At 36.2% G+C, this 26,158-nt stretch carries 27 protein-coding genes, 1 other RNA gene and 1 pseudogene; 6 read left to right on the top strand and 23 right to left on the bottom strand.

The window, feature by feature from the left end:
• The first annotated feature begins 171 nt into the window (after positions 1-171).
• The 3 genes from IGJ24_RS04295 (at position 172) to IGJ24_RS04285 (ending at position 3,453) form a co-directional block, all read left to right on the top strand.
• Complete coding sequence (locus tag IGJ24_RS04295) at positions 172-477, top strand: DUF898 family protein (RefSeq protein ID WP_002360604.1); 306 nt, start codon at positions 172-174, stop codon at positions 475-477.
• Between the two features lie 138 nt (positions 478-615).
• Positions 616-982, top strand: a transfer-messenger RNA (tmRNA) gene (ssrA, locus tag IGJ24_RS04290).
• A gap of 692 nt (positions 983-1,674) precedes the next feature.
• Positions 1,675-3,453 (top strand): collagen binding domain-containing protein, encoded by a 1,779-nt coding sequence (locus IGJ24_RS04285; RefSeq protein WP_289865599.1) that lies wholly within the window; start codon positions 1,675-1,677, stop codon positions 3,451-3,453.
• 156 nt (positions 3,454-3,609) lie between these two features.
• On the opposite strand, the pseudogene tnpA reads toward IGJ24_RS04285, so the two are convergent.
• Together tnpA and IGJ24_RS04275 are read right to left on the bottom strand one after the other, a co-directional pair.
• A pseudogene (gene tnpA, locus IGJ24_RS04280) lies at positions 3,610-3,935 on the bottom strand (IS200/IS605 family transposase).
• 155 nt (positions 3,936-4,090) lie between these two features.
• Positions 4,091-4,294 (bottom strand): DUF378 domain-containing protein, encoded by a 204-nt coding sequence (locus IGJ24_RS04275; protein ID WP_002381996.1) that lies wholly within the window; start codon positions 4,292-4,294, stop codon positions 4,091-4,093.
• A 196-nt stretch (positions 4,295-4,490) separates the two neighbouring features.
• On the opposite strand from IGJ24_RS04275, the gene IGJ24_RS04270 reads away from it, so the two are divergent.
• The gene (locus IGJ24_RS04270) at positions 4,491-4,784 is read left to right on the top strand and encodes a hypothetical protein (protein ID WP_002366440.1); all 294 of its coding nucleotides are present in this window, start codon (positions 4,491-4,493) and stop codon (positions 4,782-4,784) included.
• 13 nt (positions 4,785-4,797) lie between these two features.
• Positions 4,798-5,076 carry a hypothetical protein gene (locus IGJ24_RS04265; RefSeq protein ID WP_002363681.1) on the top strand — a complete coding sequence of 93 codons (279 nt, stop codon included), beginning with the start codon at positions 4,798-4,800 and terminating at the stop codon, positions 5,074-5,076.
• 21 nt (positions 5,077-5,097) lie between these two features.
• Here IGJ24_RS04265 and srtC read toward each other — a convergent pair whose 3' ends face one another.
• The 4 genes from srtC to ebpA all read right to left on the bottom strand — a co-directional run bounded on the left by srtC (position 5,098) and on the right by ebpA (position 12,827).
• Positions 5,098-5,955 carry an Ebp pilus assembly class C sortase gene (srtC, locus tag IGJ24_RS04260; RefSeq protein WP_109537804.1) on the bottom strand — a complete coding sequence of 286 codons (858 nt, stop codon included), beginning with the start codon at positions 5,953-5,955 and terminating at the stop codon, positions 5,098-5,100.
• A 93-nt stretch (positions 5,956-6,048) separates the two neighbouring features.
• Positions 6,049-7,932, bottom strand: a complete 1,884-nt coding sequence (gene ebpC, locus IGJ24_RS04255) for an endocarditis and biofilm-associated pilus major subunit EbpC (RefSeq protein WP_438775357.1) — start codon at positions 7,930-7,932, stop codon at positions 6,049-6,051.
• Positions 7,929-9,359, bottom strand: a complete 1,431-nt coding sequence (ebpB, locus tag IGJ24_RS04250; protein WP_002371618.1) for an endocarditis and biofilm-associated pilus minor subunit EbpB — start codon at positions 9,357-9,359, stop codon at positions 7,929-7,931. Before ebpB ends, ebpC begins: the two co-directional genes overlap by 4 nt.
• A 3-nt stretch (positions 9,360-9,362) precedes the next feature.
• Positions 9,363-12,827 carry an endocarditis and biofilm-associated pilus tip protein EbpA gene (gene ebpA / locus IGJ24_RS04245; protein ID WP_289865609.1) on the bottom strand — a complete coding sequence of 1,155 codons (3,465 nt, stop codon included), beginning with the start codon at positions 12,825-12,827 and terminating at the stop codon, positions 9,363-9,365.
• A gap of 174 nt (positions 12,828-13,001) precedes the next feature.
• Between ebpA and IGJ24_RS04240 the strand changes: the two genes are divergently transcribed.
• A complete protein-coding gene (locus IGJ24_RS04240) occupies positions 13,002-14,423 on the top strand; it encodes a helix-turn-helix domain-containing protein (protein ID WP_002382000.1) in 1,422 nt (473 codons plus the stop codon).
• Between the two features lie 21 nt (positions 14,424-14,444).
• Here the strand turns inward: IGJ24_RS04240 and IGJ24_RS04235 are convergent, their stop codons facing one another.
• The 17 genes from IGJ24_RS04235 to galT all read right to left on the bottom strand — a co-directional run bounded on the left by IGJ24_RS04235 (position 14,445) and on the right by galT (position 26,156).
• The gene (locus IGJ24_RS04235; RefSeq protein WP_289865610.1) at positions 14,445-14,624 is read right to left on the bottom strand and encodes a hypothetical protein; all 180 of its coding nucleotides are present in this window, start codon (positions 14,622-14,624) and stop codon (positions 14,445-14,447) included.
• A gap of 326 nt (positions 14,625-14,950) precedes the next feature.
• Positions 14,951-15,346, bottom strand: coding sequence for a DUF805 domain-containing protein (locus tag IGJ24_RS04230; RefSeq protein WP_002358131.1), 396 nt, complete (start codon positions 15,344-15,346; stop codon positions 14,951-14,953).
• 70 nt (positions 15,347-15,416) lie between these two features.
• Positions 15,417-16,130, bottom strand: a complete 714-nt coding sequence (locus tag IGJ24_RS04225; RefSeq protein ID WP_002369662.1) for a DsbA family oxidoreductase — start codon at positions 16,128-16,130, stop codon at positions 15,417-15,419.
• 139 nt (positions 16,131-16,269) lie between these two features.
• On the bottom strand, positions 16,270-16,716 hold the full coding sequence (locus IGJ24_RS04220; RefSeq protein WP_033595402.1) for a GNAT family N-acetyltransferase: 447 nt from the start codon (positions 16,714-16,716) through the stop codon (positions 16,270-16,272).
• Between the two features lie 369 nt (positions 16,717-17,085).
• The gene (locus IGJ24_RS04215; protein WP_002375229.1) at positions 17,086-17,328 is read right to left on the bottom strand and encodes a hypothetical protein; all 243 of its coding nucleotides are present in this window, start codon (positions 17,326-17,328) and stop codon (positions 17,086-17,088) included.
• A gap of 70 nt (positions 17,329-17,398) precedes the next feature.
• Positions 17,399-17,830 carry a universal stress protein gene (locus IGJ24_RS04210; protein WP_010815952.1) on the bottom strand — a complete coding sequence of 144 codons (432 nt, stop codon included), beginning with the start codon at positions 17,828-17,830 and terminating at the stop codon, positions 17,399-17,401.
• Between the two features lie 52 nt (positions 17,831-17,882).
• Positions 17,883-18,188 carry a hypothetical protein gene (locus IGJ24_RS04205; RefSeq protein WP_002375233.1) on the bottom strand — a complete coding sequence of 102 codons (306 nt, stop codon included), beginning with the start codon at positions 18,186-18,188 and terminating at the stop codon, positions 17,883-17,885.
• 17 nt (positions 18,189-18,205) lie between these two features.
• Entirely contained in the window at positions 18,206-18,403 is a 198-nt protein-coding gene (locus IGJ24_RS04200) for a hypothetical protein (protein ID WP_002360617.1), read from the bottom strand.
• 71 nt (positions 18,404-18,474) lie between these two features.
• On the bottom strand, positions 18,475-18,864 hold the full coding sequence (locus tag IGJ24_RS04195; RefSeq protein ID WP_002358138.1) for a hypothetical protein: 390 nt from the start codon (positions 18,862-18,864) through the stop codon (positions 18,475-18,477).
• Between the two features lie 4 nt (positions 18,865-18,868).
• Positions 18,869-20,185 (bottom strand): Y-family DNA polymerase, encoded by a 1,317-nt coding sequence (locus tag IGJ24_RS04190; protein ID WP_002361586.1) that lies wholly within the window; start codon positions 20,183-20,185, stop codon positions 18,869-18,871.
• A 151-nt stretch (positions 20,186-20,336) separates the two neighbouring features.
• Complete coding sequence (gene emeA, locus IGJ24_RS04185; protein ID WP_289865600.1) at positions 20,337-21,491, bottom strand: multidrug efflux MFS transporter EmeA; 1,155 nt, start codon at positions 21,489-21,491, stop codon at positions 20,337-20,339.
• 192 nt (positions 21,492-21,683) lie between these two features.
• A complete protein-coding gene (locus IGJ24_RS04180) occupies positions 21,684-22,124 on the bottom strand; it encodes a GNAT family N-acetyltransferase (protein ID WP_289865601.1) in 441 nt (146 codons plus the stop codon).
• Positions 22,125-22,172: 48 nt separating this feature from the next.
• Positions 22,173-22,679 (bottom strand): GNAT family N-acetyltransferase, encoded by a 507-nt coding sequence (locus IGJ24_RS04175; RefSeq protein WP_289865602.1) that lies wholly within the window; start codon positions 22,677-22,679, stop codon positions 22,173-22,175.
• A gap of 72 nt (positions 22,680-22,751) precedes the next feature.
• Positions 22,752-23,051, bottom strand: a complete 300-nt coding sequence (locus tag IGJ24_RS04170) for a hypothetical protein (RefSeq protein ID WP_002390034.1) — start codon at positions 23,049-23,051, stop codon at positions 22,752-22,754.
• 27 nt (positions 23,052-23,078) lie between these two features.
• A complete protein-coding gene (locus tag IGJ24_RS04165; RefSeq protein WP_002395825.1) occupies positions 23,079-23,645 on the bottom strand; it encodes a kinase in 567 nt (188 codons plus the stop codon).
• A 9-nt stretch (positions 23,646-23,654) separates the two neighbouring features.
• Positions 23,655-24,659, bottom strand: a complete 1,005-nt coding sequence (locus IGJ24_RS04160; RefSeq protein ID WP_002369677.1) for a LacI family DNA-binding transcriptional regulator — start codon at positions 24,657-24,659, stop codon at positions 23,655-23,657.
• A 6-nt stretch (positions 24,660-24,665) separates the two neighbouring features.
• The gene (gene galT, locus IGJ24_RS04155; RefSeq protein ID WP_289865611.1) at positions 24,666-26,156 is read right to left on the bottom strand and encodes a UDP-glucose--hexose-1-phosphate uridylyltransferase; all 1,491 of its coding nucleotides are present in this window, start codon (positions 26,154-26,156) and stop codon (positions 24,666-24,668) included.
• Between the last annotated feature and the right edge of the window lie 2 nt (positions 26,157-26,158).

The raw sequence follows: 26,158 nt of genomic DNA, 5'->3' as shown, positions 1-26,158 counted from the left end.
TAGTTACATTAGATAACATTTGTTACAAAATATCTAATGCTGCTAAGTTTGAGTTGCATAAATAACATATTTCACATCAATAATGAATAAAAATACTTATTTCATCCTCATTTTGTTTCCCAGGCCATTTATTCTTGTTATAATAAAGTTTATGAGATAAGGAGGAAAAGAATGAAAAATTCATATTTTGACGGTGGTTTAGCAACGTATATCGGGACTTCAATTTTAGCAACCTTGATTACTGTCTTTACATTAGGCATTTGCGCACCTTGGGGAATTTGTATGATGTACAACTGGAAAATCAAGCATACCGTTATTGATGGTAAACGCCTTTATTTTGACGGTACAGCTATGCAATTATTCGGTCATTGGATTAAATGGCTTTTATTAACTATAATTACTTTAGGAATTTATGGTTTTTGGTTGAATATCCGTTTGCAACAATGGATTACAAAACATACCCACACACTTTCATAAAAAGAGGAAGGATGAACTGAGTTACGGTCCATCCTTCCTCTTTTTATGAATATCTAACAGAGTGTTATCCTACTCTTTGAAAAAACAAGGAATTTATGCTATACTTTGATAAGTATCAAGGGATACTTATGTTATTTCGGGGGCGTTACGGATTCGACAGGCATAGTTGAGCTTGAATTGCGTTTCGTAGGTTACGGCTACGTTAAAACGTTACAGTTAAATATAACTGCTAAAAACGAAAACAATTCTTTCGCTTTAGCTGCCTAAAAACCAGCTAGCGAAGATCCTCCCGGCATCGCCCATGTGCTCGGGTCAGGGTCCTAATCGAAGTGGGATACGCTAAATTTTTCCGTCTGTAAAATTTAGAGGAGCTTACCAGACTAGCAATACAGAATGCCTGTCACTCGGCACGCTGTAAAGCGAACCTTTAAATGAGTGTCTATGAACGTAGAGATTTAAGTGGCAATATGTTTGGACGCGGGTTCGACTCCCGCCGTCTCCATTTTTAGAAAAGTAGAGAAAAACAAAAAAGAGCTAAAACCTTTATTTTATGAGGTTTTAGCTCTTTTTATTTTACAAGAAAAAAATAAAAATGTAGAGAAATGCAAAATATTTTGCACTCATTCTCTGAAAAACTTGCGACTTAATAACTCTTACGGTTGGAGTAATCCAATGATACACTTCAAATTAGCCAGAAACAAAACGTTAAATCAACTATCATCAAAGAATAATAAACTTCAGAATCTACAATGAATAGCATTGAAACTAAAAAAATTTGTATATCCATATTTTAAATTAAAAAATTCTCTACATATCTTTTCACCATATTAAATAACAATATAATAACGAAATTCCAGACTAGTTTTTTTATTTTTTACAATTTTTTCTATAACTAAAAACTTTTTTAAAAGGAACCGAGAAAAAAACACCCATAATCCACTCCTTATTTTTTAATCTTTAATTTCACAATAAAAATTCCCCTTAACAAAAAACCTTAAAAAAAAACACTCGTTATATTAATTAGCTTATTTTAAATTAGTGAAAACAACCAATTGATCTAGACGAAGAAATCGTTTACATTAGAATATGAGTTAAAAATGATAAATTATTAACTAAAAAAAATAAGTTATTATATATTTTTAGTGGAAAACAAAGTAATATCCAAAAAGGAAAAGAAATAACAAAAAAAGAAAGAAAATGAAGATCATTTTGAACAAGTTTTTAAAGTATACATTTTCTCTACTAATTATTATTATTGGAAGTTTTTACAGCCACCAAGTTGTTTCTGCAGAGGAGCTAGTCGGAACTGGTATAGTTGATCTATTTGAATTTAGTGATACTAACTTATCTCAAGGACAAACAACTTCTGTCAAAATAACATTTAGTGAAAAATATAAAGATCATATCAAACCTGGCGATACATTGACCTTTCCAATGCCAGCGGGGCTAGAGGGCATGACTGAAAATGACGGTTCACCAAGAAAAATTTTGTTAAGCGACTTAGGCGAAGCACTTATATACAAAGACAGAATTGTTGCAACTGCCAATGATCGTGTAAAATTTCTAGAACATGTACATGGTAGTTTTAGTTTTGGTATTAAATCAACTGTTACTAACAGTACAACCGATGCCACTATTGAAACAAATTTTGGAACAACTTTAGAAAAAAAATCCGTAACTGTCCGAGGCATTTCTCAAAATCCAGGAACGAGTACTCAACCATTTTTCTACAAATCAGGGGATTTACTAGGCGACTCTGATAAGGTCCGTTGGTTTTTAAATGTAAATTTAAACAAAGAAGAACTTTCAGATGATATCGTCATCTCTGACACTCACGGATCTGGTCAATTATTAAACAAAGATAGTTTCAATATTACGGTAAATAATTATTTAGGTTCAACTACCTATACTCTCAACGCTTTCATGGAAAAAGGATTCGGCACCATCGAACTTTCAACAGATAATAATTTTATTATTCGATTGAAGAAAGACCATGCACGTTTAGCCTCATTTACTATAATGTACACTACGACCATTACAACTGAAGGTCGTAAACAAGAGCTCTTTGAAAATAGTTATGACGTAAACTATCAAATTTTTAACAAAGAGCGAATGACAGAAAAAAATTCAACTAGCGTCAAAAATCTATTTGCTGAAGGAGAAGCAGATGGCGATTTAGACAAACAGGATCCTAATGAGCATGAGATTGAAACTCCTAACGAATCAGTTGAACCATTACCAGATAACACCCCCACTCCTGAAAAACCATTAGTTGAAGATTCAGAAAATCCTTCAGAAAAAGGACCAGATAAAAGTCAGCCTGAAATTCATATTGGTGAAAAAGAAGACTTTGTTGAAGATGAATCCGATAAAATCAAAGATTTAGAAGATACCCCATCAACAGAAAAACCTCTTTCTCCTAAAGATATTGAGAATGAAACGAACAACTCTGTTGATAAAAATCAACCTGAAATCCATATCGGTGAAAAAGAGGAAGTTGTTGAAGATGAGTCTGATAAAACCAAAGATTTAGAAGACACCCCATCAACAGAAAAGCCTCTTCCTCCTAAAGAAGTTGAGAATGAAACGAACAACTCTGTTGATAAAAACCAACCTGAAAGCCGTATTGGTGAAAAAGAAGACCTTGTTGAAGATGAATCCGATAAAATTAAAGATTTAAAAGACACTCCATCAACAGAAAAACCTCTTTCTTCTAAAAAAAACAAAAAAGAAACAAGCAACACTGTTGATACAAACAAAACTGCTGTGAAAAAAAACAGCCCTCAAGCGAATCAAAAAACAACAAGTGACACAAGTATGACAACCGTTTCATCTTTATCATCAGTAAATGAGAAAGAGAAAAAAATACTTCCTAAAGCAGGGACAACAAACAATATGTTTTTAACCCTGCTGGGTCTGCTAATCATTCTTTTCACTTCAATTACTGTTTATTCTAAATATAAAAAAGTAAATTAAATAATCAAAACCACCCGCTCACACGGGTGGTTTGTTCTGTGGCTGTGAACCTCTATTACCTGCCGCGCCACATTTACTCAATGCTCCTGAAAGGAGCTATTTTATTTTTTATATTTTTTGTCCTGTGAACAGATCTACTTCTTCAAACATTGTTAGTTAATCTGCTACATAATCTTCACAAAGTTAATTACGAATGTATTCTTCTATCTGCTTTTTATTTTTTCTACTGTATCCATATAGTAACCGCCCCACCAAAACTTTCTATGTTCCTAACGATATTTAGTTCTGTATGTCTATCGAATATCATTAGGCTACTTTTTCCTTTTAAATGCACAATGAATTGTAAGACACTTAGTTTTGGAGGAATGCATACTAGCATATGAATATGTTTCGTATACAAATTTTCTAACGATATTTTGGCGCAAAAACAATATGATACTTACATTCCATCTTGTGTATAAACTTTTTATGCCCTTTTTCATAAGGATTACCTCAAAACTTTTGATATGATGGTCGAGAAACCATTTGCATAGTGGATGGTTTTCAATGCATATAAAAAAAGAGTCCCCTTTCTCAAGGAAACTCTCAATTGCTAAGTCAAAATAACTTCACGTTATCTAAATCTTTTAAATCAGTCCTATGGTTCGCGGAACAAAGGAGCTAAAAACTTAATAGAATAAATCGCACAAATTCCGACAATAATATAGATAATTTTTGCTAATGGTGTGGTTGCACCGCCACTAATTGTTGCAACTAAATCAAAATTAAATGCACCAACTAATAACCAGTTTAAACCTCCGACAATCAATAAAATTAAAGCAATAATATCCAGATATTTCATTTTTAACACTCCTTCCAAATTTGATAAGCCAAGAGTAACACGTTTATTCTTTATTTACGAAAATAATGATTCAGGAAAAAAAACTTTTTTTCAATTATTTTCTCGAATCATTTTTTCATTATTAAGAATTTTATGATATAACTAAAGAGTAGACAAAAACAGATTCATTATCTCTGATAAGAAATGGTGGTTTATTATGCGTGCTAAGTTATTTTTAATTTTGCGGAATCGAGTGTTATCCCGTGTTGTCTTTGTCATTCTATTTTTACATGTGCTTTTTACCACAAATGATTTCACGGTGTTGCTGCTCCTCTTACTATTGAATTATTTACTAACGATTGAGGATAGCGCGAAAAAAAACAGAAAAATCCAAACTTGGCAGGAATTTAAACAGTCGATTGATTGGCCCTTTGTCGCTTTTTATTCAGGGCTTGCTCTTTTAGTTATTTCATTAATACTTCTGTTTCTCTGGTTCAATTATGCACGATAAGGAGGATTAAAAATTGAAAAGCTATTTTTTTACTCTTTTTTTTAGTATGTTTAGCCTTTTCGTCATACTACTTTGGTTTTCTGGATATGATAGTAAGGGATTTCTATTGGCCCTTACAGATTTTCTAGGTTTTTCTATTATTCACCAAACGCCTGTGCTGGATACTTATTATTCCCAGCAGCCTTTAACAACCAGAATGTTGATTTCTTCTGGGCTTCATTTTTGTACTTATTTTTGCTTAGGTTTGGTCATTGATTTACTACGTAAAGGGTTTAAAAAAATAAAAACATAGTCACTTTTATTATACGAATCGTTAATTTCCATGCTTTCTGGTCGTCTTTTTCCGCCGCTTGTACCAGATAATGAAGCCGCTAATAATTAACGCACAGGCAATTAAAAGTAATGTCCATAATAGTAAATTTTGTTGTTGTACCACTTTTTTCATCCCCGCTGCTGCTTTTTCTGGTTGATATGGGATACGATGTCCTCGAACTAATAGCCGATGACTGTTTATCATATACGGTGTGCAAGTTAATAAAGTGACGAGATCTTGGCCAGACTCAATGTGTAAATCTTTTGTATCAGTTGGTTCAACGGTTTTTATTTGATCTACTTGATAAGCAAGCGTCTTCCCATTAACTTCGATATAAAATTCATCGCCTTTTTTTAATTCTGGCAAATCTGTAAATAATTTGGCTTGTGGGAGACCACGATGGCCTGAAATGACCGCATGTGTATTCGCACCACCTGTAGGATAGGAGGTTCCTTCTAACAAGGAGCTTCCTTTTTCCAATAGCAATGCATTCGTTTTATCAAAAATTGGTAAACGGACATTTATTTTTGGAATGGTTAAAACACCAATCGTATGACTTTCAAAATAGGATTTGTCTGGTTTTTTCGTTGTTTTTTGCGTTTCAGAAAAAGGATCTAATCCAGGATTGCTGCCTTTTTTCGCTAATTCTTGGTTTTTCTTTTCCATTTTTTCTTGAAGTTCAGCCATTTCTTTGGTGTTTTCTTGGCTTGCTTTTGCTTGATAATGAGCGATAATTTGTTGATCCAGATAGTTATTTAATGCATCGCTAACAAAAGGATACGCAAATGCACCTATTCCAATAATCAGTAAAAGAATCATAAAACCATCAATGATACGACGTTTCTTTTTTGACTTCATTGCTTCCTCCTTAAAAATAAAGCATGAGAGCCTGGGACAGTGATTGGCCCAGGCTCTTTGTTTTTCTAAAAATTTCTTCGGTGATGCTAGAAATTAAGCATTTTCTTTTCTACGTCTAGCAAAGTAGACTCCTGCAATAAGTAGCAAGACTGCGCCACTTCCTAAGTAAACGTAGATTCCTTTGCCACCTGTTGAAGGTAAGGTACCTTTGTGTTTGTTTGGTACTTTTTCTGGTGAAACTAGGTTTTCTGTTGTGCCATATGATTGTTCATTGACCACAAATTCAATCCGATTTGTTAACAAGACATAATCATCAGGAGCTACAGTTTCTTCTAAATAATAGGTACCGTATTTAAGCCCTGTGATATCAACTAATCCATCAGCCGTTGTTGTAAAAGTAGTTGCTTCAGCTTTTGTTTTCACCCAAGTTGTTGCTTTCGTTGTTTCATCGATTTTCAAATAATTTGCTGTGTCGCTGTTTTGATCACGGACGACAAAGGAAGCTCCCGCCAAGGCTTGTGTCGCTGTCACATCGCCATCGACTTTAATGAAACGTTTCCCACCTGTCACAACTTCAACAGTTGGTGGTGTTTGGTCGTCGGTATGGCCGTTATCAACATTCGCCTCATTTTTAAAGCCTTTCGTAGGATCTGCTTTTTCATTTAAATGCATAAAGTAAACGAATTTTAGTGTGCCGCCTGGTGTTAGCGTAGGAATATACGCTGGATTAACGGCGACAGTGAAGCCATTTGCTTGTTCAGTCACTTGATAATTTTCAGGAGCAATCACTGTATCCCCATCATATAACGCATAGGCATACTCTCCAGAAGTCACGTTATCAAAAGTTAAGGCTGCATCATGTTTATCAACTAAATTGAATTTGACGTATTTATTAGCGTCGCCTTCTTTGTCTGCAATCCCCAATGGAATATTTACAGAAATTTGATATTTAATTTTTTCTCCAATTGCCACATCTTTACCATCTAAGTTTGGTGTTGTTTTATCAACTTTAGAGGTATCATTTTTGACTGTTTTTTCAACAGGTGTTTGATTGTTTGCTTCAATTGTAAATGGTGTTTTTGTTTGATTTTCAATTAATTCTGCATTATTTGGAGCTTTTACTTCTTCTAAAATATACGAACCAACCTCAAGATTTTTAACTGTTAATTCTCCCGTTCCATTCTCTGCTTCTGTGAAATCATTTTCGCCAATTTCATAACTTTTCCCAGTAATAAAGCGTTTTGCTTGTTCTTTATCCGTTGTCCATGTATATAATCCATCTTTGACTCCTTGGATATATTTTACTGTACCTGGTGAGCCTTCGCTTTTGGAAATAACAAATTCTGCGCCATTTAATCCTTCATTTTCAGCAGTTCCTACTTTTTTCACATGTAAACTACCATCATTGGCTACCACATTTTTAGGATAAATATGAACAACCGCTAATTCTTCTGTTCCATATTTATAGGAACCATCTGCTTGCTTGATCATTTCGTAAACTGGGAACGCCACCACCATATTCGTAGCAGCAACTACACCCTCTTTTGGTTCTTCTTTAATGGTATACACTGCATCTTTACCATTTTGTTTTTTAGGTAACTGAACAGTGACATTCCCATTTGCATCGGTGGTTCCTTGAGCAACAGGTTTCCCAGGAGTTAAACTTTGGACAGCTTGTTTAGCTGCATCAACGCTTGCGCCTGCCGCTCGTTGCTCGTAAAATTCGCTCGTCACGTTATAAATACTAAACGTCACATCTGCCAGTCCTTGATATTTATCAAACTCGCTCATTTCTTTCCCGCTATTTTGAATAAGCGGATCTGGTAAATCCGTCATTTTCTTTTTGTGAATCACGAGCTGTGCGCTCTCCCCATTTTCTTCTGCAAATGCAGTTGTTGTCCCTAATACACTCGTGAAAAGTGGCAAAATTAGTAACAAGGTACTAACGGTGTACCAAACTTTTTTTAATTGCTTCATTTTCTCTCTCCTCTTTTTTGTTTTTGATAAAATAGCCAAATGACTACCAGCCCAATGATTAGCAGGCCTGCAATCGTCAACCAAATAGAACGTTCTTCATTTGTTTTTGGTAAGAAGCCTGACTCTTTTACTTTTTTATTGATTACATGTAACGGTGCTGTTCGTTGTCCGTTCGTTGCATAAGAATTTTTTTCCACCGTAAAAGGAATTTCTGTTTGATTCAGAAGATAACCTTTTGGTGCAGAGATTTCTTCCAAGAAGTACTGGCCATCTTTTAAGCCTTTAACTGAAAATTCACCGGCTTGATTAGACGTGAATTTTTTAGCTAATGCTTTTTCTTTTTGCCAACGATACCCGTTTGCTGTTTCATTGAGGTATTCCCCCGCTTGATTTTTGACGATAAAAGCAGCCTCTGGCAAGGTGATTTTCGCATTTTCACTATCAACTTTGACAAAAGACTTGCCGCCTGTACGAACTGCGGCTCTTTTAGTCAAGGTATGCTTGTCCGTGACTAATTGTCCTTCGTTGTTAATCGCAGTGTCTGGTTCAGCGGTCTTTTCTAAACGCATTTGATACGACACAGTCATTGTTTGATTTGCAAAGTTTTGTAAGTCTTTAATTGAAAAATCAAGCGTAAATCCATGCTTTTGCGTCGTCAGTGTGTAACCTGTAGTAACTGTTTTTCCAGCCACTTTTACCTCAATTGATTCTGGTAAAAGTGTCAACGTTGTATCCGCCTTATCTGACAAACGGAATTCCTGATATCCTAAAATATTCGCTGGAATCTGAGTCGTTAACTGATAGTTAATGTGCTCTCCTTGATTAAAGCCTTGTTGCTTATCGAGTACCGTTTTTTCAAGTGGTGGTAAGTCATAGGCATTTTCTTCATTTTTTGGATATAAATGAATATGCGTTAACGATTGCCCTTGTGGATCTTGAACAGGCAAAATCACTACTAGGTTGCTAGCTTTTTCCTTTACCACTTCTGGTGCTTCCGCTTCAACAAATAAATAGGCTTTATCTCGTTGCTGCGAATCTTTGCTAGCTAATGAAAAAGAAACCACTCCATCTTCTCCATTTATTGTCTGTGTTTTATCTTCTGCGATCGGTTTTCTATTCATTGCACCGGTTTCTGCTAATTGACGCTGTGCTTCTTGGACCGTTTTTCCTTCAGAACGAAGCTGATAAAACGGATCCGTCACATCATAGACTTGATAAGTGACGTCATTTAAGCCCCGATAATTTTGAAGCAGCGTTCCCTCTTCCCCTGTGTTTTGCTGCTGTTCTGGTAATTGACCATCAGGGAACAATAATTTGTGCAACGTAACTTGAACGCTTGCTTGCGATGCTTCTGCTAATGCTTGCTGTGAAAACCCGAAAAGAGCGAGTAGCATGACGCAAATACTTAACCAACGTGCGTTTTTCATTGATTACACACTCCCTTCTGGTCGTCTAATAAAGAGATAAACACCCGCTATCACGAATGTACTAATCGCTATCAAGTAAAACCACAAGCGTCCTATGCCACCAGTTTCAGGTAAAGGAACCTTTGCTTGGTTAGTAACATCTAAAGTGATTTGATTATTCTTCTCTCCAGAAATTAAAACATCTGCTACTTTTTCCCCATCTATCGTGACTGAACCATCTTCGCGAATTATTAATTCGATTGGTTCTTTTAACCCCTGATATCCTTCTGGCGTAAAGGTTTCTGTTAGGACATATTTCCCTGGTTTTAAGTTTTCAAAAACAAAAGTATCCGTTTCTTTGCCATCTTTTGGTAATTCAATATCCGTATCTGGTCCTGTTAAACGGAATTTCGCTCCTTTAAGTGGCGTCTGATTATCGGCTTTTTTATGAACCGTTAAGTCAAAAGGTTTCAAATGATTTTGATGTGTCAGTGTCCATTCTGGCGCATTTTCTTCAATATTTTTGCCTGCATAGTGAATTTCCCCATATTTATCAACAGTAAATTCATAATTTCCAGCAAGAGTGTCGTATCCTAATGGTCCTGATTGTTCCACCATTCGATACTCACCAGGTTCACTAATTTTAAAATAGCTCAATCCTGCAGTATCTGTTTTTTGAGTTGCCACAGTTTGGTAACTTCCTTGAGCATTTTTTCTTTGCAACGCAAAAGTCGCCTCTGCTAAGTTCACTTGTTTGCCATTTTGCATGGTGTATTTTCTAATTCTGATTGGCAAAGAAGAAAATTTATTTTCAATTTCCAATGGAATAACTTGATTTGTGGTGGTCACTTCTTGTCCATCGATGCTTACTTTGCCTTGCTCACTCACCTCAATTTGCCAAGTCGTTTTCTTGCCTAACTCATGTCCTGCAGGTGCTTTTACTTCAGTTAATGTATAGCGTTCCCCTTTTTGTAGGCGCACATCTTTTGGCAAGGAATAGCTACCATCTTTATTGTCCACTAATGTTGTTTGAACATTTTTACCACTCAATTCAAAAACGGCTCCCACTAAGTTTTTCTCACCTGAGGAAGAATTTTTGATTACTTTTAAATCTAATGGCTTGAACTGCTTCGTGTTTTTCCAAGTAGTATCGTCGATTTTTTCTTGACTATAACCAGGAACTGCTAATTCACGGGTTGTTTGGTAATTGAAAGCTTGTCCTTGATTATTGTATTGGGGAAGTCCAAGAACTTCTTGATAGCTTTCATCCGCGGTTTTGGAAAGTTGGGTTACATTTTTGCGCTCCCAACTATTGCTGGTATCATTTTCTGGTTTTGATAATTTAATATACCCAGTTTGCCAGTTTGCTGTGTCAGTTACTTGCTTTCTACTAATTTCATAAATCACATTATCTGGCCGACTTGTTGGGTCTTGATCATACTCTTCCCAGATTTTTTTCACGTTTAACTTCACGCCAGGTGCTTTTCCCGAAGGAACCCCAAAATCAACTTTTTCAGGGGCCGTGGCTAATGGCTGAAACGTTGTCCGACCATTCATTTGATACCAAAAATCAGGTTTGAAGTTTTCTGACTCTGTTTGAATACGTACTTGATAATGAATTTGAATTTCTTGCCCTTTACCCAAATAAATCTCATTACTATTAATTGTAGCGCCTGTTAGCGACACTTCTGGTAATGTTTGAACCTGAACAGGACCCACACTTTTCATTGATAATGTATTTGGCTCGTATTTAAAAGGTTCAGCAATTGGATCAACTACTTTTCCGTTTACAACCGTTCCTGAAATTTGAACGGCTTTTTTCGCTAAATAATCAGAAATGTCTGGTGCATAATCCGCGGATTCATAATAAAGGTCTCCATTTTCATCGGCTGACACCATCTCACGCATTTTATCTTCAACTTGTTGTTTAGATAAATTAGCTCGTGGATCGCTTTGCAATTGAATGCCCAATCCATGTATTTCAATCCCACGTTGTTTTAAGGCCATTGCCTCACCTATCGTGGCGATAAACGTACTGTTAATCCGTTTATTGATATTGTTTTGATCTGGCGCATTATAGCTACCAGAGATATAAGAAGTGCTACCTGGTTGATCTTGTCGATTCGTAAATTGTGTCCCGTAAAAGCGACCATCCGCCTCTGTTTGAACTCGACTCACTTTATAAGAGAAGGTTGGGACGCCATCCGTTAAAAGTACAATGACTTTCTTATGTCCATTTGGCGTTGCTAACATATCACCAGCATCTCTTAATGCTTTTTGAGTGAAAGTTCCTCCTCTAGTGCTACTTGGCGTAATATTTTTAATTGGATTTTTGACTGTATCAAACGGCCCCATTTGAATGGCGTTGTTATTATAACCGTCACTTGAGTAGCCAACATAGCCCATGTTGATGTTATTGGTAATACCGCTATCTGCCAATGTATCAACAAAACGGTTCACTCCTTTTTGAACTTCACCAATCCGATTGTTTTCATTCATACTTCCGGACCAGTCAACGACTAAGACCAAATCCAATGGCGTGATTTCTTTTTGAACATTTCCACGCACATTAAGATATACATCAAAAAGCCCTGGTGTTGTTGTTTCTCTAGCATATTTTCGGATGGCATAATCGGCTTGGTCTCCTGTACCGCCATACTCAATATAAGAATTTGTGCGATTAGTAGGGTCCCCATTCCAACTCGTTTGGCCATCCCATTGGGCACCACCATCTTTATTCCCTTGATGGTTTAACACATTTTGATTGCCTGTGGGCTGCCAATTAGCTGTCGGATAAGTCCCAGAATTATCCGTCGTGTATTGTGGTGCAATTAAAGGCAGTGCCAGATTCGCTCTCAAAGTAGCTGGCGCCATTCTTGCTTCTGCAAATGGATTGGTTACCTCTTCTGTTGCGGTCGGCTGTTCTGTTTTGTCTGGAGCCGAATCATTTTTGTTAGTTTCTTTCGTATTTTCTGGTACAGTTATTTTTTCTGGTTCAGTTGATTCTTTAGCAGAATCCTCTACTGTTATTTTTTCAGAAGTAACTGAAACATCATATTCGTTGTTTTCATACAATAACTTAGGTGGCTGAGCTGTTTGAAGCGAACTTTGCTCAACAGCTAACGAAAGCTGTACCGGCTTTTTTACTTGTGCGTCCAAAGTCAGATAAAGCGTACCATTAGTCACTTGGTAAGAATATCCGTCTTTTTCAATTACAGCAGTATCCATGAACTGTGCATTTTTCAATTGAATTTCTCGTTGTAATGGCTGCTCTGTTTGGTTGAGAAGATTTAACTCGATATTAATATTCGTTTTATCATTCTCATCTGTTATCATTTGAGCGGATGTAATTTCAACTTCTTTGGCTGTTTCTGCATAGCCAATGAGCGGTATGAAATAGGATGAGACAAGTAAAAAGACTACGCCGAAAACCCCAAATTTCTTTAGTAATTTAATGTCTGTTCTCTCCTTTCTTTTATGAATTAACAGTTAAATTAGAATTGCCTAGCACGTAAAATTTCATTATTCTAATCTGATAATTATTATACAGAGAAGGAGCTCATTAAATCACACCAGCTTTCATACCAAGCGGTTTCATTTCTGAAATTGCGTTATTGTTTCGATGATTGTTTCATTAAAGTAAAGGACTTGGGAGGAAACAATATGATTAGGTTTTTAGAAAAAAATTATCGGAAAATGGAAGAAATCATTCGTGTCTTATCCATTTCTGATAAATGGATGACTAAAAAAGAACTTGCAAAATATATTGGTAGTTCTGAGTCTACTTTTATTCGTTATATTGAGGAGATTAAACAGCGTTGGGGCGAAAGTTTAACCATTAAAACATCGCATAAATTAGGCTATCGTTTAGAAAACTTTAATGTGTCCTTATATTTAAACGTGCTGACGGATATGGCAAAAACGTCAACGACCACCCAATTGCTCCATGAGTTTATCCAAAATCCTGGCAAAACCATCGAATATTATTGCGATACCATCAATATTAGTCGCTCTTCTTTTGCTCGAAAATTGAAGCAGTGTAATCAGGTCTTGGAAACTTACTCTCTTCGCGTTATCGTTGATCAAGGCTATCAATTAACTAGCCAAACAGAAGAATTGCCTTTACGTATTTTTACAACCTTTTTCTTTTTAATGTATTATGGTCATTATGAATTGCCTTATCAATTAGATAAGCAAGAAATCAAACAATTAATGCGTCGTAATCAATGTCAATTAAATATTATTAGTATGGATAACAGTTATGAACACGATTTCTTTATTATGTATTTTATTGTTGATTTATTAAGAGAGCATCAAGGCTTTCAGCAACGTTTCCAGAAAAAAACAGATAAAAAGAGTCCAATCAAAATGGAAGATTATCTTTTACTCAGTCGTCATTTTACTGGGCTCAGCCGTGAAACCTATCGGGAAGTTCTCCGGTATTTTCAAAGAGGCGCTTTTCAGCAATACTACTCCGAAGACCAAGAAGTCATCAGTCAAAGAATACGTGAAAATTTAAAATTTAATGCTTTTTCACAGATTGAACAATTAACAGAAGAAGTCGTCGACTTCGCTGTTCACTTGTTAACCTGTCTTTATTTGTTTTCTCAATTAGTGCCTTTTGACACCTCCGAATTGACACAAAGGGCCACCTTTTTCACTCGACAAATTCATTTTACTCAGCTTCACTTATATGCACGATTAAAAGCAGAATTGCATTTCTTTTCCGCTCTTTTAGAAACAAATCTATTAAACTATTCATCTTCTTATATTTTTTGGTTGCTTAATACTTTTCCAGAAATTAACCAGAGTTTCGACTCAAAAAAGATTTTGATTATTAGCGACATGGGCCTGAATCATAGTCAATATATTGGAAACTATGTCCACGATATTTTAGCTTTGCATCGGATTCGTTCAAATACGTTAGCAATTACGGAAGAACAATTAGGTGACCATCGACTCGAAGAATTTGACTTGATTATTACCAATCAACCAATTATTGAAACCAGTGTTCCAAGTATTTTAATTAATGATGCTATCTTATTTTCTAACAAAAGAGAATTGCTCGATTTATTAAACTTTTAACGTCTTAATGGTTTTCCCTATCTACCAAAAAGATAGCCCTTTTAGCAAGAACCGCGTAATGTGAGGTGCCATCATACAGAAGATATTTTTCTGAAATAAAAAAGAAAATGAGCCTGGGACAAAAATCACTTTGGATTTTTGTCCCAGGCTTAAAAATTGATAAACGGCGGGAACAGAAGCAACACTACGCGTTGCTCCGATCTCAACAACTTCTAAGGTGTTTTCTCGACATGCGTCTCGTCACAGTACAGCCTTCAAAAGAGCTACAGCTCTAAGAGTTGCGATGTTTCACTGTGAAGCATGAACAGATGAAATCATCGTACCTACTTGGTGAAGGTCCTTCGGAAATAAGCCGAAATTGTTGAGAATCACGAAGAACGTAGTGATTCGATGATGAACAATACCTACTTGGTCTCCAAAAATTATAGAACAATTTTCGGAAATTCCTTCTTATTTCTCGGAGTTAAACGCTTCTGTCCCGACCTCATTTTCACTCTTAAGATAATCAGCTAAACGAAACCAGCAAATTAAATTTCTGATTGATTCACTGGCCATCTTGTGTGACTTTTACTTGGCAAAATTAATGTAATGAAGATCACTAAAGTACCGATAAAAGGAAGTAAATAGAATAAAATCCACCAGTTACTGTGGTCGCGATCATGCAATCTTCTTGCTCGAACAGTAAAGTTTGCCAACCAAATTAAAGCAGTCAGCAAGAAAAAGATAATGGTCACAGTATTCCATTCTTTAATGATTGTTCCATCATTGGGTGTTACTTCAATATATCTGTAAACGCCCGTAATTGCTGAATAAATCCCTAACACCAAATAATTAATTAATTGTGGCCACCAATATTGTGCGCGTGTTGCTGACGCATTCATTGTTGTAATATTATTCCAGTATTCTCTATACGCGTTAAACATATTATCACCCCCGCATTAACTATTACAGAAGTCTTTCGTTTTGTCAAAGAATAACGTTATTTTATGCTGCTTAATGACACGTCCATGTGCCTTCCTTAAACTCACACGAAGCTGACTCTTCAGAAGAAGGAGTTAATGAAACTAACGGTTGCTGTTGTTTTTCTTCTGCGAGAATTTTTTGAATAGTTTGGCTGATTTGCTGTTTCGGTACTGCACCATTAATTAAATATTTTTGATTAATGATTAGTGCGGGAACTCCTTGTAAACCATAAGCAGAAGCTAGCGCGAAATCTTCTTGAACCGCCGTCCAAACAGCCTCGGAAGCAACAGCTTCTTTCCATAAAGCAAAATCAATCGTTGTCTCTTTTACTAGCTCCTCAATTACTTCTGGCTCTTCAATATTTAAACTTCTCATAAATAAACCTTCTTGTAACTTATCAAACAGTAACCAATAAGTGTCTTGGTTGCCAATGTATCCAGCTGCTTTTGCTGCTAATAATGCATTCTTTGATGTTGGAAAATCAAATCGTTGCTTCCTCATCCCTTCAATATTAAAACGATGCTTTGAATCGTTTTGATTGGCATGCACCCAATGCGTCAAAACTTCTTCTTTTACTGCTGCTCGTGAGCCAAACATTGTTTCAAAATCGTTTGCTGACCACCCCAACGCAAACGACCGATGAATCAATTCAATTTCAGGAAATTCTTGTTGAATCTCATGCATGCGGTCAGACATTGGAAAACAAAAACTACAAATAACATCATGGAAAAATTCTATTTTCATCCTTACCCTCCAGTAACTCTTTTTTCAAAACAGATTGAACTAAATTTACCATTTTACTTACTAAAAGTAAACAAATGAAGCCAATTAAAAGAAAAAGATGAAACAAAATGCGCTATGGCTTTTGTCTCACCTGTTCTATCTACTTATTCTGATGTGTCCATTCCATTACCCGCTCACCATTCGTATCTAATTCACCATTAAATACAAAACCAAGTTGTTGATACAACCGAATTGCTGAGCTGTTCGTATCATAAACACTCAAGTATAGCTTGTTTGTTTGGTATTTTTCTATTAGCATTAACATTAAAAGTCGACAGGCTGCTTTCCCATAACCTTGTCCTTGGAACCGTTGATCAATTAAAAAGCGGTCTAGCCAAACGCGCCCATCTTGCCAACGTCCATACATGGCATAGCCGATTAATTGATTGCTGTCATAAATACCTGCCGATTCCCATTCTGGAAATTGGTCTGATTCTTTTAGATTTTCTGCCATTGATTCAATGAAGGTTTGTTGTTCAGCAAAAACTTGTAGGTTTTCCACTGCTTTACGATTATCGCTTGTTACTTTTTCAAAATGTATTTCCATTGTTTTCACCTAATTAGTTGTTATTTTCTGCATACTTGTATTCTTTCTTGCTTCTTATTTTAACATACTTATTTCCCTTTGCTTTCTCTAACTCTCTGTGATTATACGTTTCTCTTTTTTATGGGAAATCTTCCCTATAAATGGAGACTCTTTTCAAGAGATTTCTTTTTACACCACCCGTTTCAAATGATATAAATGATATATAGAGTGTTTTAACTATGTGCAACATGATTAAAAGTTAACTGTTGGGGAGCAGTTAACTTTTTCTTTTTAACCACAAAAGAGAGGATCCGCTGTGAGAAATAACTGCAGTGGATGCTCCCTTTTGTATATTATTTATTTACTAGCCGATAGTTGAAAACTTTCCCGTTACTCAGTAGTATCGATTTTGTCTTCTTGACTATCTAAAGAACGGTCAACTTTTTCGTCATAACTTTCCATGGAATTTTCATTTTCATGTTTCTGTTTATCGACCGTTTTATCGACTTTTTCTTTCTGTCGATCAATTGTTTTTTCCATCTCTTCGCCAGCCGAGGTACAACCACTCAGTAAAAGGAAACTTGTGAATAAAAACGCTGACAAGATAACTGTTTTTCCGATTTTTGTTTTCATAAACTCACCTCTCGTTTAATTTAAAAAAACGTCCCGATAAAACATTGTTCCCTTGATTATTTACTCACAATTAGCGAACGACTAAAACATTGCACAAAGCATGGTTAACCACATAATCTGTAGTAGAACCAATCAAGGTTCGTTGAATAGCACCTCTTCCCGTGGCACCTAGCACAATTAAATCTATGGCATAATTTTCAGAAATCGTGTTGGCAAGATAACGTTTTGGGCTCCCAAGCTCAACAATTTTTTTGACTGTTTTTACACCAATTTCACTCGCTTGTTTTGCCTTTTCAGTGAGCATCTCTTCTGACTTGTATTTTTCTAAATCATACAATTCTTCAAAAGAAAATGGACTCGTCGTAAATTCAGCATCATTAATAATTGTAGCTAAATAAAGAGTAGCTTGTTCCTCTTTGGCAATCCTGACAGCTTCATGAAAAGCTTTTTCAGATTGATCTGAGCCATCAAGAGCAACCAAAATATGTTGATATACTGACATTTTATCCGCCTCCTTAACCAAATTAAGAATCAAAACTAACACAACAGCTGTGTTACATTTTAGTGGCTATCTGTTGTAATTTTTCCACGGTTAATGCTTGATAATTTGTTTCTTCAAGTAGTCCCGTTTGAATTTCAACAGAAACATCTTCCGTACATGTTTCTAAAAACATTGTGGCATAATCAAACTGTTGCTCTAAGAATGTTTCATACTCCCGTCGACAACGTAAAAATTCTTTCGCGGTATCTGAAACATGTAAACACATGCGGCGCTTATTCGCTTTCTTGGTTATCACAAAATAGGTTCCTTCTAAAATCGTGGTAATCTCTTCAATAATATACGCTGCATCTTTTACCATTCCGTCAATCCAGTCCTTTATTTGTTTTCAGTGTCGTTGCTTTTTTCTTTGTCGTCACTTAACAGCTCTTTAATTTTTTCACGATTGTCGTATAACTTTTTTCCTACGCCCACTAAGGCGCCGCCTGCCAATAACTTTGTTAAAAAGCCGCCATTTGCGTTTGTTTTTTTGCCATGGTGTCCTTTTAAATGATGTCCCATCCTAGCCACCTCCATAATTTTTATTTCTATTACCTATGAACATTATCTCATATGTTTTCACAAAACGCACGTATAACAATAGTTTTTTAATCAAGGCTCGACCACTTTGTAAACTCATGACTTTTAATATGCCGAATCTCTTCAAATAAAATATGTGTATGTCCAACTTTTGCATACTCCATTGAACTCATCCCTTCAAAAACACCAACAATTGGCGGTTGAACACGGCCAAAATCATCCAATGTATTCAATTGGATTTCTAAAACCTGGTTATTTTTTAAAGACTGCTCTAAGTATTCTTCAATTTCTTCTGTTGTCTGTTGCGGTAAGCGTTCAAACGCTCTCTTAGAATATTCGTCAGAAGCTTCGATTCCTTCTTGTAACTCCCCCAATGCAAAAGCGGTCGCCCATTTCAGTTCAAAGGGCCGATCATGGTACTCATTATAAGGTGTAAATTCTTTTTTTGTTCGTTTCATGATGTTATCCTCCTAAACCGACATTTCCTCCAGCATGTCCACCGACTAATCCTGAACGATGAATTGCCGTCGCACCTTCCAACAAAGAAGAGGCGTGAATTAAAGCTTGAAAGCCAAATTTTTGTCGGATTTTATCAATCAGATAGTTTAACTCCATTTCACTAATTTGCTCTTCTGGTTCCGAAAATAAATCTAATTGTAAAGATTCATTCCAAACTAATTTTCCATAAGAAAGCCCTAATTGCCGGACATCGGTTCCCGCTAGATAATGTTCTCTAAAAAGGGCTAATACATAGGTAATCAAAACTTTTGTATTGTTTGTTGCAGGAATCGTTTGTTGTTTTCGCCAACCAGTTCGTCCTTCACGGTCAATTTGACCTTTGGAATAACCAACGTAGACTGTGATACATTCCGTTTGACAATGCGCTTTTCTTAAACGAGCAGCCACTTGTTCTGTCAGTTCCTTTAAGACTAGTTCAATCTGATCTCTTCGCGCATAATCTCTCGGTAAAATCTGACTATTTCCAAATGATTTTTCAGCTTTATGTTGCGCTTTTTTCCCTAAAAAGGTACGATCAATCCCCCATGAATGAGCATACAATTGAAGCCCCATCACGCCAAATGTTTCTTGTAAAAGATGCGGATTCGCTTGCGCTAACTCATATACAGAATCAATTCCTAAACGATTCAGTCGTTTAGCCATTCTGCGACCAATCCCACAAAAATCTGTCAAAGAAGGCAACTGCCAGACAGTATCTGGTACACGATCATACCGCCATTCTGCAATAAAGTCTGGCGAATGTTTGGCGCCATTGTCCAACGCCAATTTAGCCAGTAACGGATTGTCCCCTATCCCAACGGTCACATAAATACCCACATGATTATAAACGACTCTTTGGATAATCCGAGCCATTTTATAGGCGGTTTCACAATGAAAATAACTTAAAGAAGCCGTTACATCAAGAAATGATTCATCTACACTAAACACAGAGTGATCTTCATCTGCGACAAACTTTTTATATAAATTATTGATTTCTTGATTTTTTTTCATGTACAAATTCATTCGTGGCGGAACCACATATAAATCAGGATGAGCGGGCACTTGATTTTTACGCGTAACATTTGAAACACCTAAAACTTTTTTTGCCATTGGCGATGCTGATAAAACTAATCCCCCCGCATTTTCGGCATTACTCATCACTACTAACATCGTTTTCAACGGATCTAACCCACGTTCTGCGCATTCTACACTAGCGTAAAAACTTTTGCAATCAATACAAAGAATATCGCGACTAGGTTCTTTTTCATAATCAAATTTCATAAACATCACCTCACTTGCAAAATCATTATACGAACAAATGTTCGATTAATCAAGCGAACACTGTTTATTTTTTTGTTTTTTTCAAGAACGGTTGGTGATCAAAAAAAATAAGTATTCGGAATTTTTATATTCCAAATACTTATTTTTTCTTTTACATCTTATTTCGATTTAAAAATAACGATAAAAAGCCCGTTCCTAACAGAATTACTGCTGAAACATAATAAGGGAAAAAGTGATTGATATCAAATAAAGCTCCTGCTGCCATTGGTCCTAAAATATTACCAAAACTTGTAAATGTCGAATTTAGTCCGTTGATGGTTCCTTGTTGATCTCCAGCATGTTTGGATAAATAAGTAGTTACTGCTGGTCTAAACAAGTCAAACGCTAAAAAGACAATAAACGTTGAAAATACAACAACTAAATTATTTTTTGTAAAGGCAATCACGGCAATAAAAATGGCACTTGCAAAAAAGGTTAATTGGATTAAACCCATTTCACCTATTTTTTGGACGATTGCATCAAAGAAAAACAACTGACAAATCAACGCTAAAATACCACTAACCGTAATCACGATTGCTATTTCACTTGTGGTAAAGCCAAAATTAATAGTCGCCATAATACTATAAATAGATTCGAACGCTTGCAGGCCAAAAGAGGAAATTAAAATAATCACAAATAATGGGGTAAACATTGGATTTCTTAAAATATCCATAAATGAACCTTTTTTCGCTTCAACAGCGGCTAAAATTCGTTTCTCCGGCTCCTTCAAAACAGTTAATGTCAAAATAAAACCAATAAACGCTAAAAATGCGGCCGCAAAAAATGGAGCGCGAATGCCTAAATAAGCAATAAAACCACCAACTCCTGGTCCGATAATAAAACCACCACTAATTGCAGCTGACACAAGCCCCATCGCTTTCGGACGTTCAGAAATCGTAGTCATATCTGCCACAAAAGCTGTCACTGACGGCATTAATAAAGCGGCGGCAATCCCACCTAAACCACGAGAAATATAAAAACCGCTTTTCGCTTGGGCTAAACCAAATAATAACTCAGAAATTGAAAAAACCAACATACCCGTCGCAATCATTTTTTTCCGACCAATTTTATCCGAAAGGACACCTGCGATTGGCGATGTGATTAATTGGGCAATCGCAAAAATAGAAATCATCATTCCCATTGTGGTACCAGAAAAATGCATTTCTTCTTTTAATTGGGGAATTACGGGAATGACTAGGCCTACGCCTAGAAAAACAAGAAATAAGTTAGAAATTGCTAAGTACATCATACTATTTTTTTTCGTCATAATTTGCCTCCTCCATAAAAAAACAGCCATCAAAAATGGCTATTTCTGTTTCTTTGTATGTACTTTCTTTGACAGTGTTTCGGCTGAAACACTCGTTGAGTCATTGAGATACATTTTACACTAATTCGCTGAAAATTTCACTAGTTTTTACTTATTTTTTTAAAGGAAATTGTTATTTTTTAAAGACATAACTTAAGTATCCAAGTATTTAATGAATCGCTTTTGTTTTTTATCAGAAACATAGCCAATGTGTTCATAAAATTGATGTGCTGCTGTACGCTGTTCCCCTGAATTTAAGCGAATCGCACACAAGTTATACTTTTTAGCTTCCGTTTCTAGTTTCATCATTAATTGTTTGCCAATTCCACGGCCTTCTGTTTCTTTTGCCACTGCTAATCCCAGAACGTTCAATAACGTTTGGGAATAAATTGTTTCATACAATTGCGCATGCACATAGCCTAAAATCTTCCCTGTCTTCGTTTCTTCATAAACATATAAAAACTCTCTGTCACTGGCTAGTAGTAATTTCTCAATCTGTTTACAGGTCACGTCAACGGGAACTTCATAGCCCAATTGTTCTTTATTAATGATAGTTAACGCCGTTGCATCTGTTGGCTTCATTTTTCTAATCAAGGGTAACAACCTCCTAAATGATATTTATAGAGTATTACTTTGGCTACTCTATAGTTTTTTCGATAAATAAAGAACTAACTCATCATCATTAACACACCGATCGTTTGGTTTCAGCTGCTTATTTTGAAACCAGACTCCTGAACCATCTGGCACATATCCTTGTTTGATATATAATCTTTGCGCTGCACCATAACCAGGATGCAGGCCTACTCCCAAAGAAACAGTATCTGCATAACTTTTGGCAACATTTTCTGCACGATTTAATAATAACCGCCCCACTCCTTGTTTTTGAAATGGTAAGAATACATTGAAATCAGCTATTTCAGGATATAAATTTTTAAAAGGTCCTTCCTTAGCTAATGGCAGTAACGTCACATAACCTAACAGCGTTGCCTTTTTCTCCACTACAAAAACCGTTCGTTGCTTGACTAATTGTTCTTCTAAATAGTTCATTAAAATCTCTTGGCGACTTGGCCAACCTTGTTGGACAAATTGAGTATCCAGCGCTAAGATATCTTTCTCTTGCATTTCTCTAATAACCACTAGCTCAGACATCAGCCTTCCCTCCCAAAAAACGTTTTCATTTTATACAACGAAGCGAATAATTCTTCGCTCCCTTATTCATTTTCAAAAACCATCGAGTTGATGATATTTGGGCAAAACAGCAACACATGTTTCTTCTGAATTAACAGCAATAACGAACCCTTGCCATAAGGACCACGTCACCGCTTCACCTAATTTCTCTTTCACTCGTTGAATCATTTCAGCTTGCGTTAAGTCTCGAGCAGGGAAATGTTGAACTTTATCGTTACTGATTAAAAAAATAAATGATTCTGAAAAAGCTGTCATGACTTCAGGTGGTAAATTTTTTAATCGTTCTTGGTAATCCATTGAAACCACTCCTTCTTTTTTATCATACCACAACATCCATTTCTCTAAAAAGCGCAGCACTTACTACTGAATATCTGCTAAAATTTGCCTGATAATCTGCTTTTCAGACAGTTGTTCAGATAACCGCTGTTCTCCCGGAAACCCTAAATAATCTTCTGGTAGCCACCAACGTTTCATTTCCACGACACCAAATTCTTGATTCTTGTTTCTCTGGCTATGTCTTTTCAGCGTTTCTTCAAAAGAAAGATCAAAATAATAAACCTGAACGTTTCCTTCAAAGAGATGAATTATTTCCTGAAAAAAGGAATGATAAATGGCTTTTTGAAAAATCCCTTCAACAATCACATACTGGCATTCTTGATAACCAAAAGCTACCAACTGTTTTAACAAAGCAATACTTAGATTACCTGTTTCATCTTTAACACGAAGCATTTCTCTGCGCACCACATCTTGAGAAATCAATAACGATTGTTCTTTAAGACACTGATGAAGCGCTTTAGCTATCGTTGTTTTACCACTACCAGAATTACCACGTAAAATAATTAATTTCGGTTGCATCTGTTTCCCTCCATTTTCTTGATTGTTGAAAACAAGCAGAAAAGAGCAAAAAACTTGGAAAAAACTCTCCAAGTTTTGCTGTTATTTTGATGAATGTTTCGTTGAATCTCGCTGAATGAATTCCGTTCCGACAATAATTTTTCTAGGAACTGGTGGGGTATTCAAGCATAACTCTTTCATTGTCTCAACGGCTAGCTCACCCATCCATTCAGTATGAACTTTGACTGTTGTTAATGTGGGTGAAACATATTTTGCGACACTAATATCATTAAAACCAATGATAGAAATATCTTCTGGCACACGAATGGCTGCTTCTTGTAACGCCCGCATTGCACCAATCGCCAATGTATCACTTGCAGCGAAAAAAGCGGTTGGACGAGTGTCCGCTTTTTCAATAAAGTCTTTCATCGCTTGATAGCCTTCTTCAACAGAAAAAGCTGCTTCGACAACCCATTCTTGATGATAAAGGTCCAGATCTTTTAAGGTTTCTTTAAAAGCGACAAAACGTGGATCAACCAATGCCACGTGGGACTCTTTCGTATATTCTTGCCCAGAAAGTATACCAATTTTCTGATGCCCTTGCGCCAAAAATTCTTGCACAATTGTTTTAACACTTCCAGCAAAATCAACAACAATGGAGTTTTGGCCAAAAGCCATTGCATCAAAGTCTACAAATAGAAGAGGTGCGCCTAAGGCGGCTAAGGCCGCCACTTGCTTTTCATCAAATTTTCCTAGGGCAATTGTCCCATCAAATCTTTTTTGAGACAGGTTTGTCAGAGATTCTTTGACTAAAAGAAAACCCAATTCCTCTGCCCGCTTTTCAACACCTAAACGAATCGATAAATAGTAAATATCATCCAGTTCTTCTGGATCGCTGAACCATTGGACAAACCGAATTTTCTTTTTGCCTGCTTGTTTTTTTCTGGCTCGCTTTTTATAATTTAACGTTTCTGCTGTTTCAAATATTTTCTTCTTCGTTTCATCACTAACTGATAATGTTTCATCATAGTTCAAAACTCTCGAAACTGTCGCTGAAGAAACACCGACTTGCTCTGCTATATCTTTAATGGTTACGATGTTCCTCACCTCAAATTAATCATTTTCAATACATTGAATAAATCGTTCAAAAGCACGACGGCCTTCTTCATCACGTTTAAAGACGCCGGCATCTGTTAAAATTTGAACAAAAATTGTCCCAATTCCTTGTTGGATCACTTCTTTGACATTGGCTTCAGTGATGGTTTGCTGACTGAGTTCATCCGCCCAAGCTCGATGACTTTCAGCAATTTGATTGGGTTGCTTTAATAAATACTTTTCGACTTCTCTTAATTCTTGTGCCAGCCTTGGTGGCAAAATAGCTAGTCCCATTACTTCAATTAAGCCAATATTTTCTTGCTTAATATGTTGTACTTCTGGATGTGGATGAAAAATGCCATCTGGAAATTCCTCCGAAACATTATTATCTCGTAAAACTAAATCCAATTCAAATAATGACCCTTTGCGTCGGGCAATTGGCGTAATCGTATGATGCGGTGTGCCATCTTCTGAATAGGCCCGAACTGAGACACGTTCATCAGAATAATTGCGCCATTTGGTCAAAATTAATTCGGCCGCCTCAACTAGTTCCTCTTGACGATCACTTTGAAGACGAATCACAGACATCGGCCATTTTAAAATACCAGCAGTTATCTCAGGATATTTTTTCAAAGAAAATCTTGTTTCCATTGGTGCTAAATCCATTGGAAATGTATGACGTCCTGCTTGGTAATGATCATGAGATAAAATAGAACCACCAACAATTGGCAAATCTGCATTAGAGCCCACAAAATATTCAGGGAATAACTCCGTAATTTTAAGGAGCCGCTGGAACGTTTTTTTCTCGATTTTCATTTCTCGATGTTGTTGGTCCAAGAAAATCGCATGCTCATTATAGTAAGCATATGGCGAATATTGAAAGCCCCAAGCTTCGTCCTCTAAATTTAGTCGGATAATCCGATGGTTTGTCCGTGCTGGATAATTCACACGACCATAATAGCCTTCATTCTCCATACATAACATACACGCTGGATATTTTTTTTGAATCATTTTCTTTTCAGCCAAAATTTTTCGAGCATCCTTTTCTGGCTTCGATAAGTTAATGGTAATTTCTAGTTTACCATAGGGTGAGTCCATTGGGAAAATAATATTTTTGGCGATTGCTTTCGTTTTAATGTAGTTATTCGTTTTACATAACTGATAAAAATAATCCGTTGCTTTTCGTGGAGACTCTTGATAATAGTCCATAAACTTCTGATTAATAGTGGTTGGGGTCGGCGTAATAAAATCCATTAACTCCGCTTCTAGTTGTTCTGCTTCCGTAATTGAGTCATCGATTTGGTGATTGGCTTGTGCAATGTTTAAAAGATGTTCCACCACACGCAACGGTTCTTGCTCACAAGCAACCGCTTCTGGTTGTTCAAAAAAATCACAGCCAACTAGTTTGGCAATCCGATTCGTCAAATAATAACGGTCTGTTTCCGTCCAATCGCCATTTTCTATGATTATCTCTACAAATGCAGCAATCCATTTACTACTTTCTTTCATCA

Source organism: Enterococcus sp. DIV0546 (genome assembly GCF_051712785.1).
Taxonomy (GTDB): Bacteria; Bacillota; Bacilli; order Lactobacillales; family Enterococcaceae; genus Enterococcus; species Enterococcus faecalis.
Note: the sequence above shows the minus strand (reverse complement) of the source record. Positions and strands in the feature narration are given on the sequence as shown.

Coding starts and splice junctions, on each gene's coding strand:
- IGJ24_RS04295 (WP_002360604.1), top strand. CDS start 172: ATGAAAAATTCATATTTTGACGGTGGTTTAGCAACGTATATCGGGACT.
- IGJ24_RS04285 (WP_289865599.1), top strand. CDS start 1,675: ATGAAGATCATTTTGAACAAGTTTTTAAAGTATACATTTTCTCTACTA.
- IGJ24_RS04275 (WP_002381996.1), bottom strand. CDS start 4,294: ATGAAATATCTGGATATTATTGCTTTAATTTTATTGATTGTCGGAGGT.
- IGJ24_RS04270 (WP_002366440.1), top strand. CDS start 4,491: ATGCGTGCTAAGTTATTTTTAATTTTGCGGAATCGAGTGTTATCCCGT.
- srtC (WP_109537804.1), bottom strand. CDS start 5,955: ATGAAGTCAAAAAAGAAACGTCGTATCATTGATGGTTTTATGATTCTT.
- ebpC (WP_438775357.1), bottom strand. CDS start 7,932: ATGAAGCAATTAAAAAAAGTTTGGTACACCGTTAGTACCTTGTTACTA.
- ebpB (WP_002371618.1), bottom strand. CDS start 9,359: ATGAAAAACGCACGTTGGTTAAGTATTTGCGTCATGCTACTCGCTCTT.
- IGJ24_RS04240 (WP_002382000.1), top strand. CDS start 13,002: ATGATTAGGTTTTTAGAAAAAAATTATCGGAAAATGGAAGAAATCATT.
- IGJ24_RS04230 (WP_002358131.1), bottom strand. CDS start 15,346: ATGTTTAACGCGTATAGAGAATACTGGAATAATATTACAACAATGAAT.
- IGJ24_RS04225 (WP_002369662.1), bottom strand. CDS start 16,130: ATGAAAATAGAATTTTTCCATGATGTTATTTGTAGTTTTTGTTTTCCA.
- IGJ24_RS04220 (WP_033595402.1), bottom strand. CDS start 16,716: ATGGAAATACATTTTGAAAAAGTAACAAGCGATAATCGTAAAGCAGTG.
- IGJ24_RS04215 (WP_002375229.1), bottom strand. CDS start 17,328: ATGAAAACAAAAATCGGAAAAACAGTTATCTTGTCAGCGTTTTTATTC.
- IGJ24_RS04210 (WP_010815952.1), bottom strand. CDS start 17,830: ATGTCAGTATATCAACATATTTTGGTTGCTCTTGATGGCTCAGATCAA.
- IGJ24_RS04205 (WP_002375233.1), bottom strand. CDS start 18,188: ATGGTAAAAGATGCAGCGTATATTATTGAAGAGATTACCACGATTTTA.
- IGJ24_RS04200 (WP_002360617.1), bottom strand. CDS start 18,403: ATGGAGGTGGCTAGGATGGGACATCATTTAAAAGGACACCATGGCAAA.
- IGJ24_RS04195 (WP_002358138.1), bottom strand. CDS start 18,864: ATGAAACGAACAAAAAAAGAATTTACACCTTATAATGAGTACCATGAT.
- IGJ24_RS04190 (WP_002361586.1), bottom strand. CDS start 20,185: ATGAAATTTGATTATGAAAAAGAACCTAGTCGCGATATTCTTTGTATT.
- emeA (WP_289865600.1), bottom strand. CDS start 21,491: ATGACGAAAAAAAATAGTATGATGTACTTAGCAATTTCTAACTTATTT.
- IGJ24_RS04175 (WP_289865602.1), bottom strand. CDS start 22,679: ATGTCTGAGCTAGTGGTTATTAGAGAAATGCAAGAGAAAGATATCTTA.
- IGJ24_RS04170 (WP_002390034.1), bottom strand. CDS start 23,051: ATGTTGTGGTATGATAAAAAAGAAGGAGTGGTTTCAATGGATTACCAA.
- galT (WP_289865611.1), bottom strand. CDS start 26,156: ATGAAAGAAAGTAGTAAATGGATTGCTGCATTTGTAGAGATAATCATA.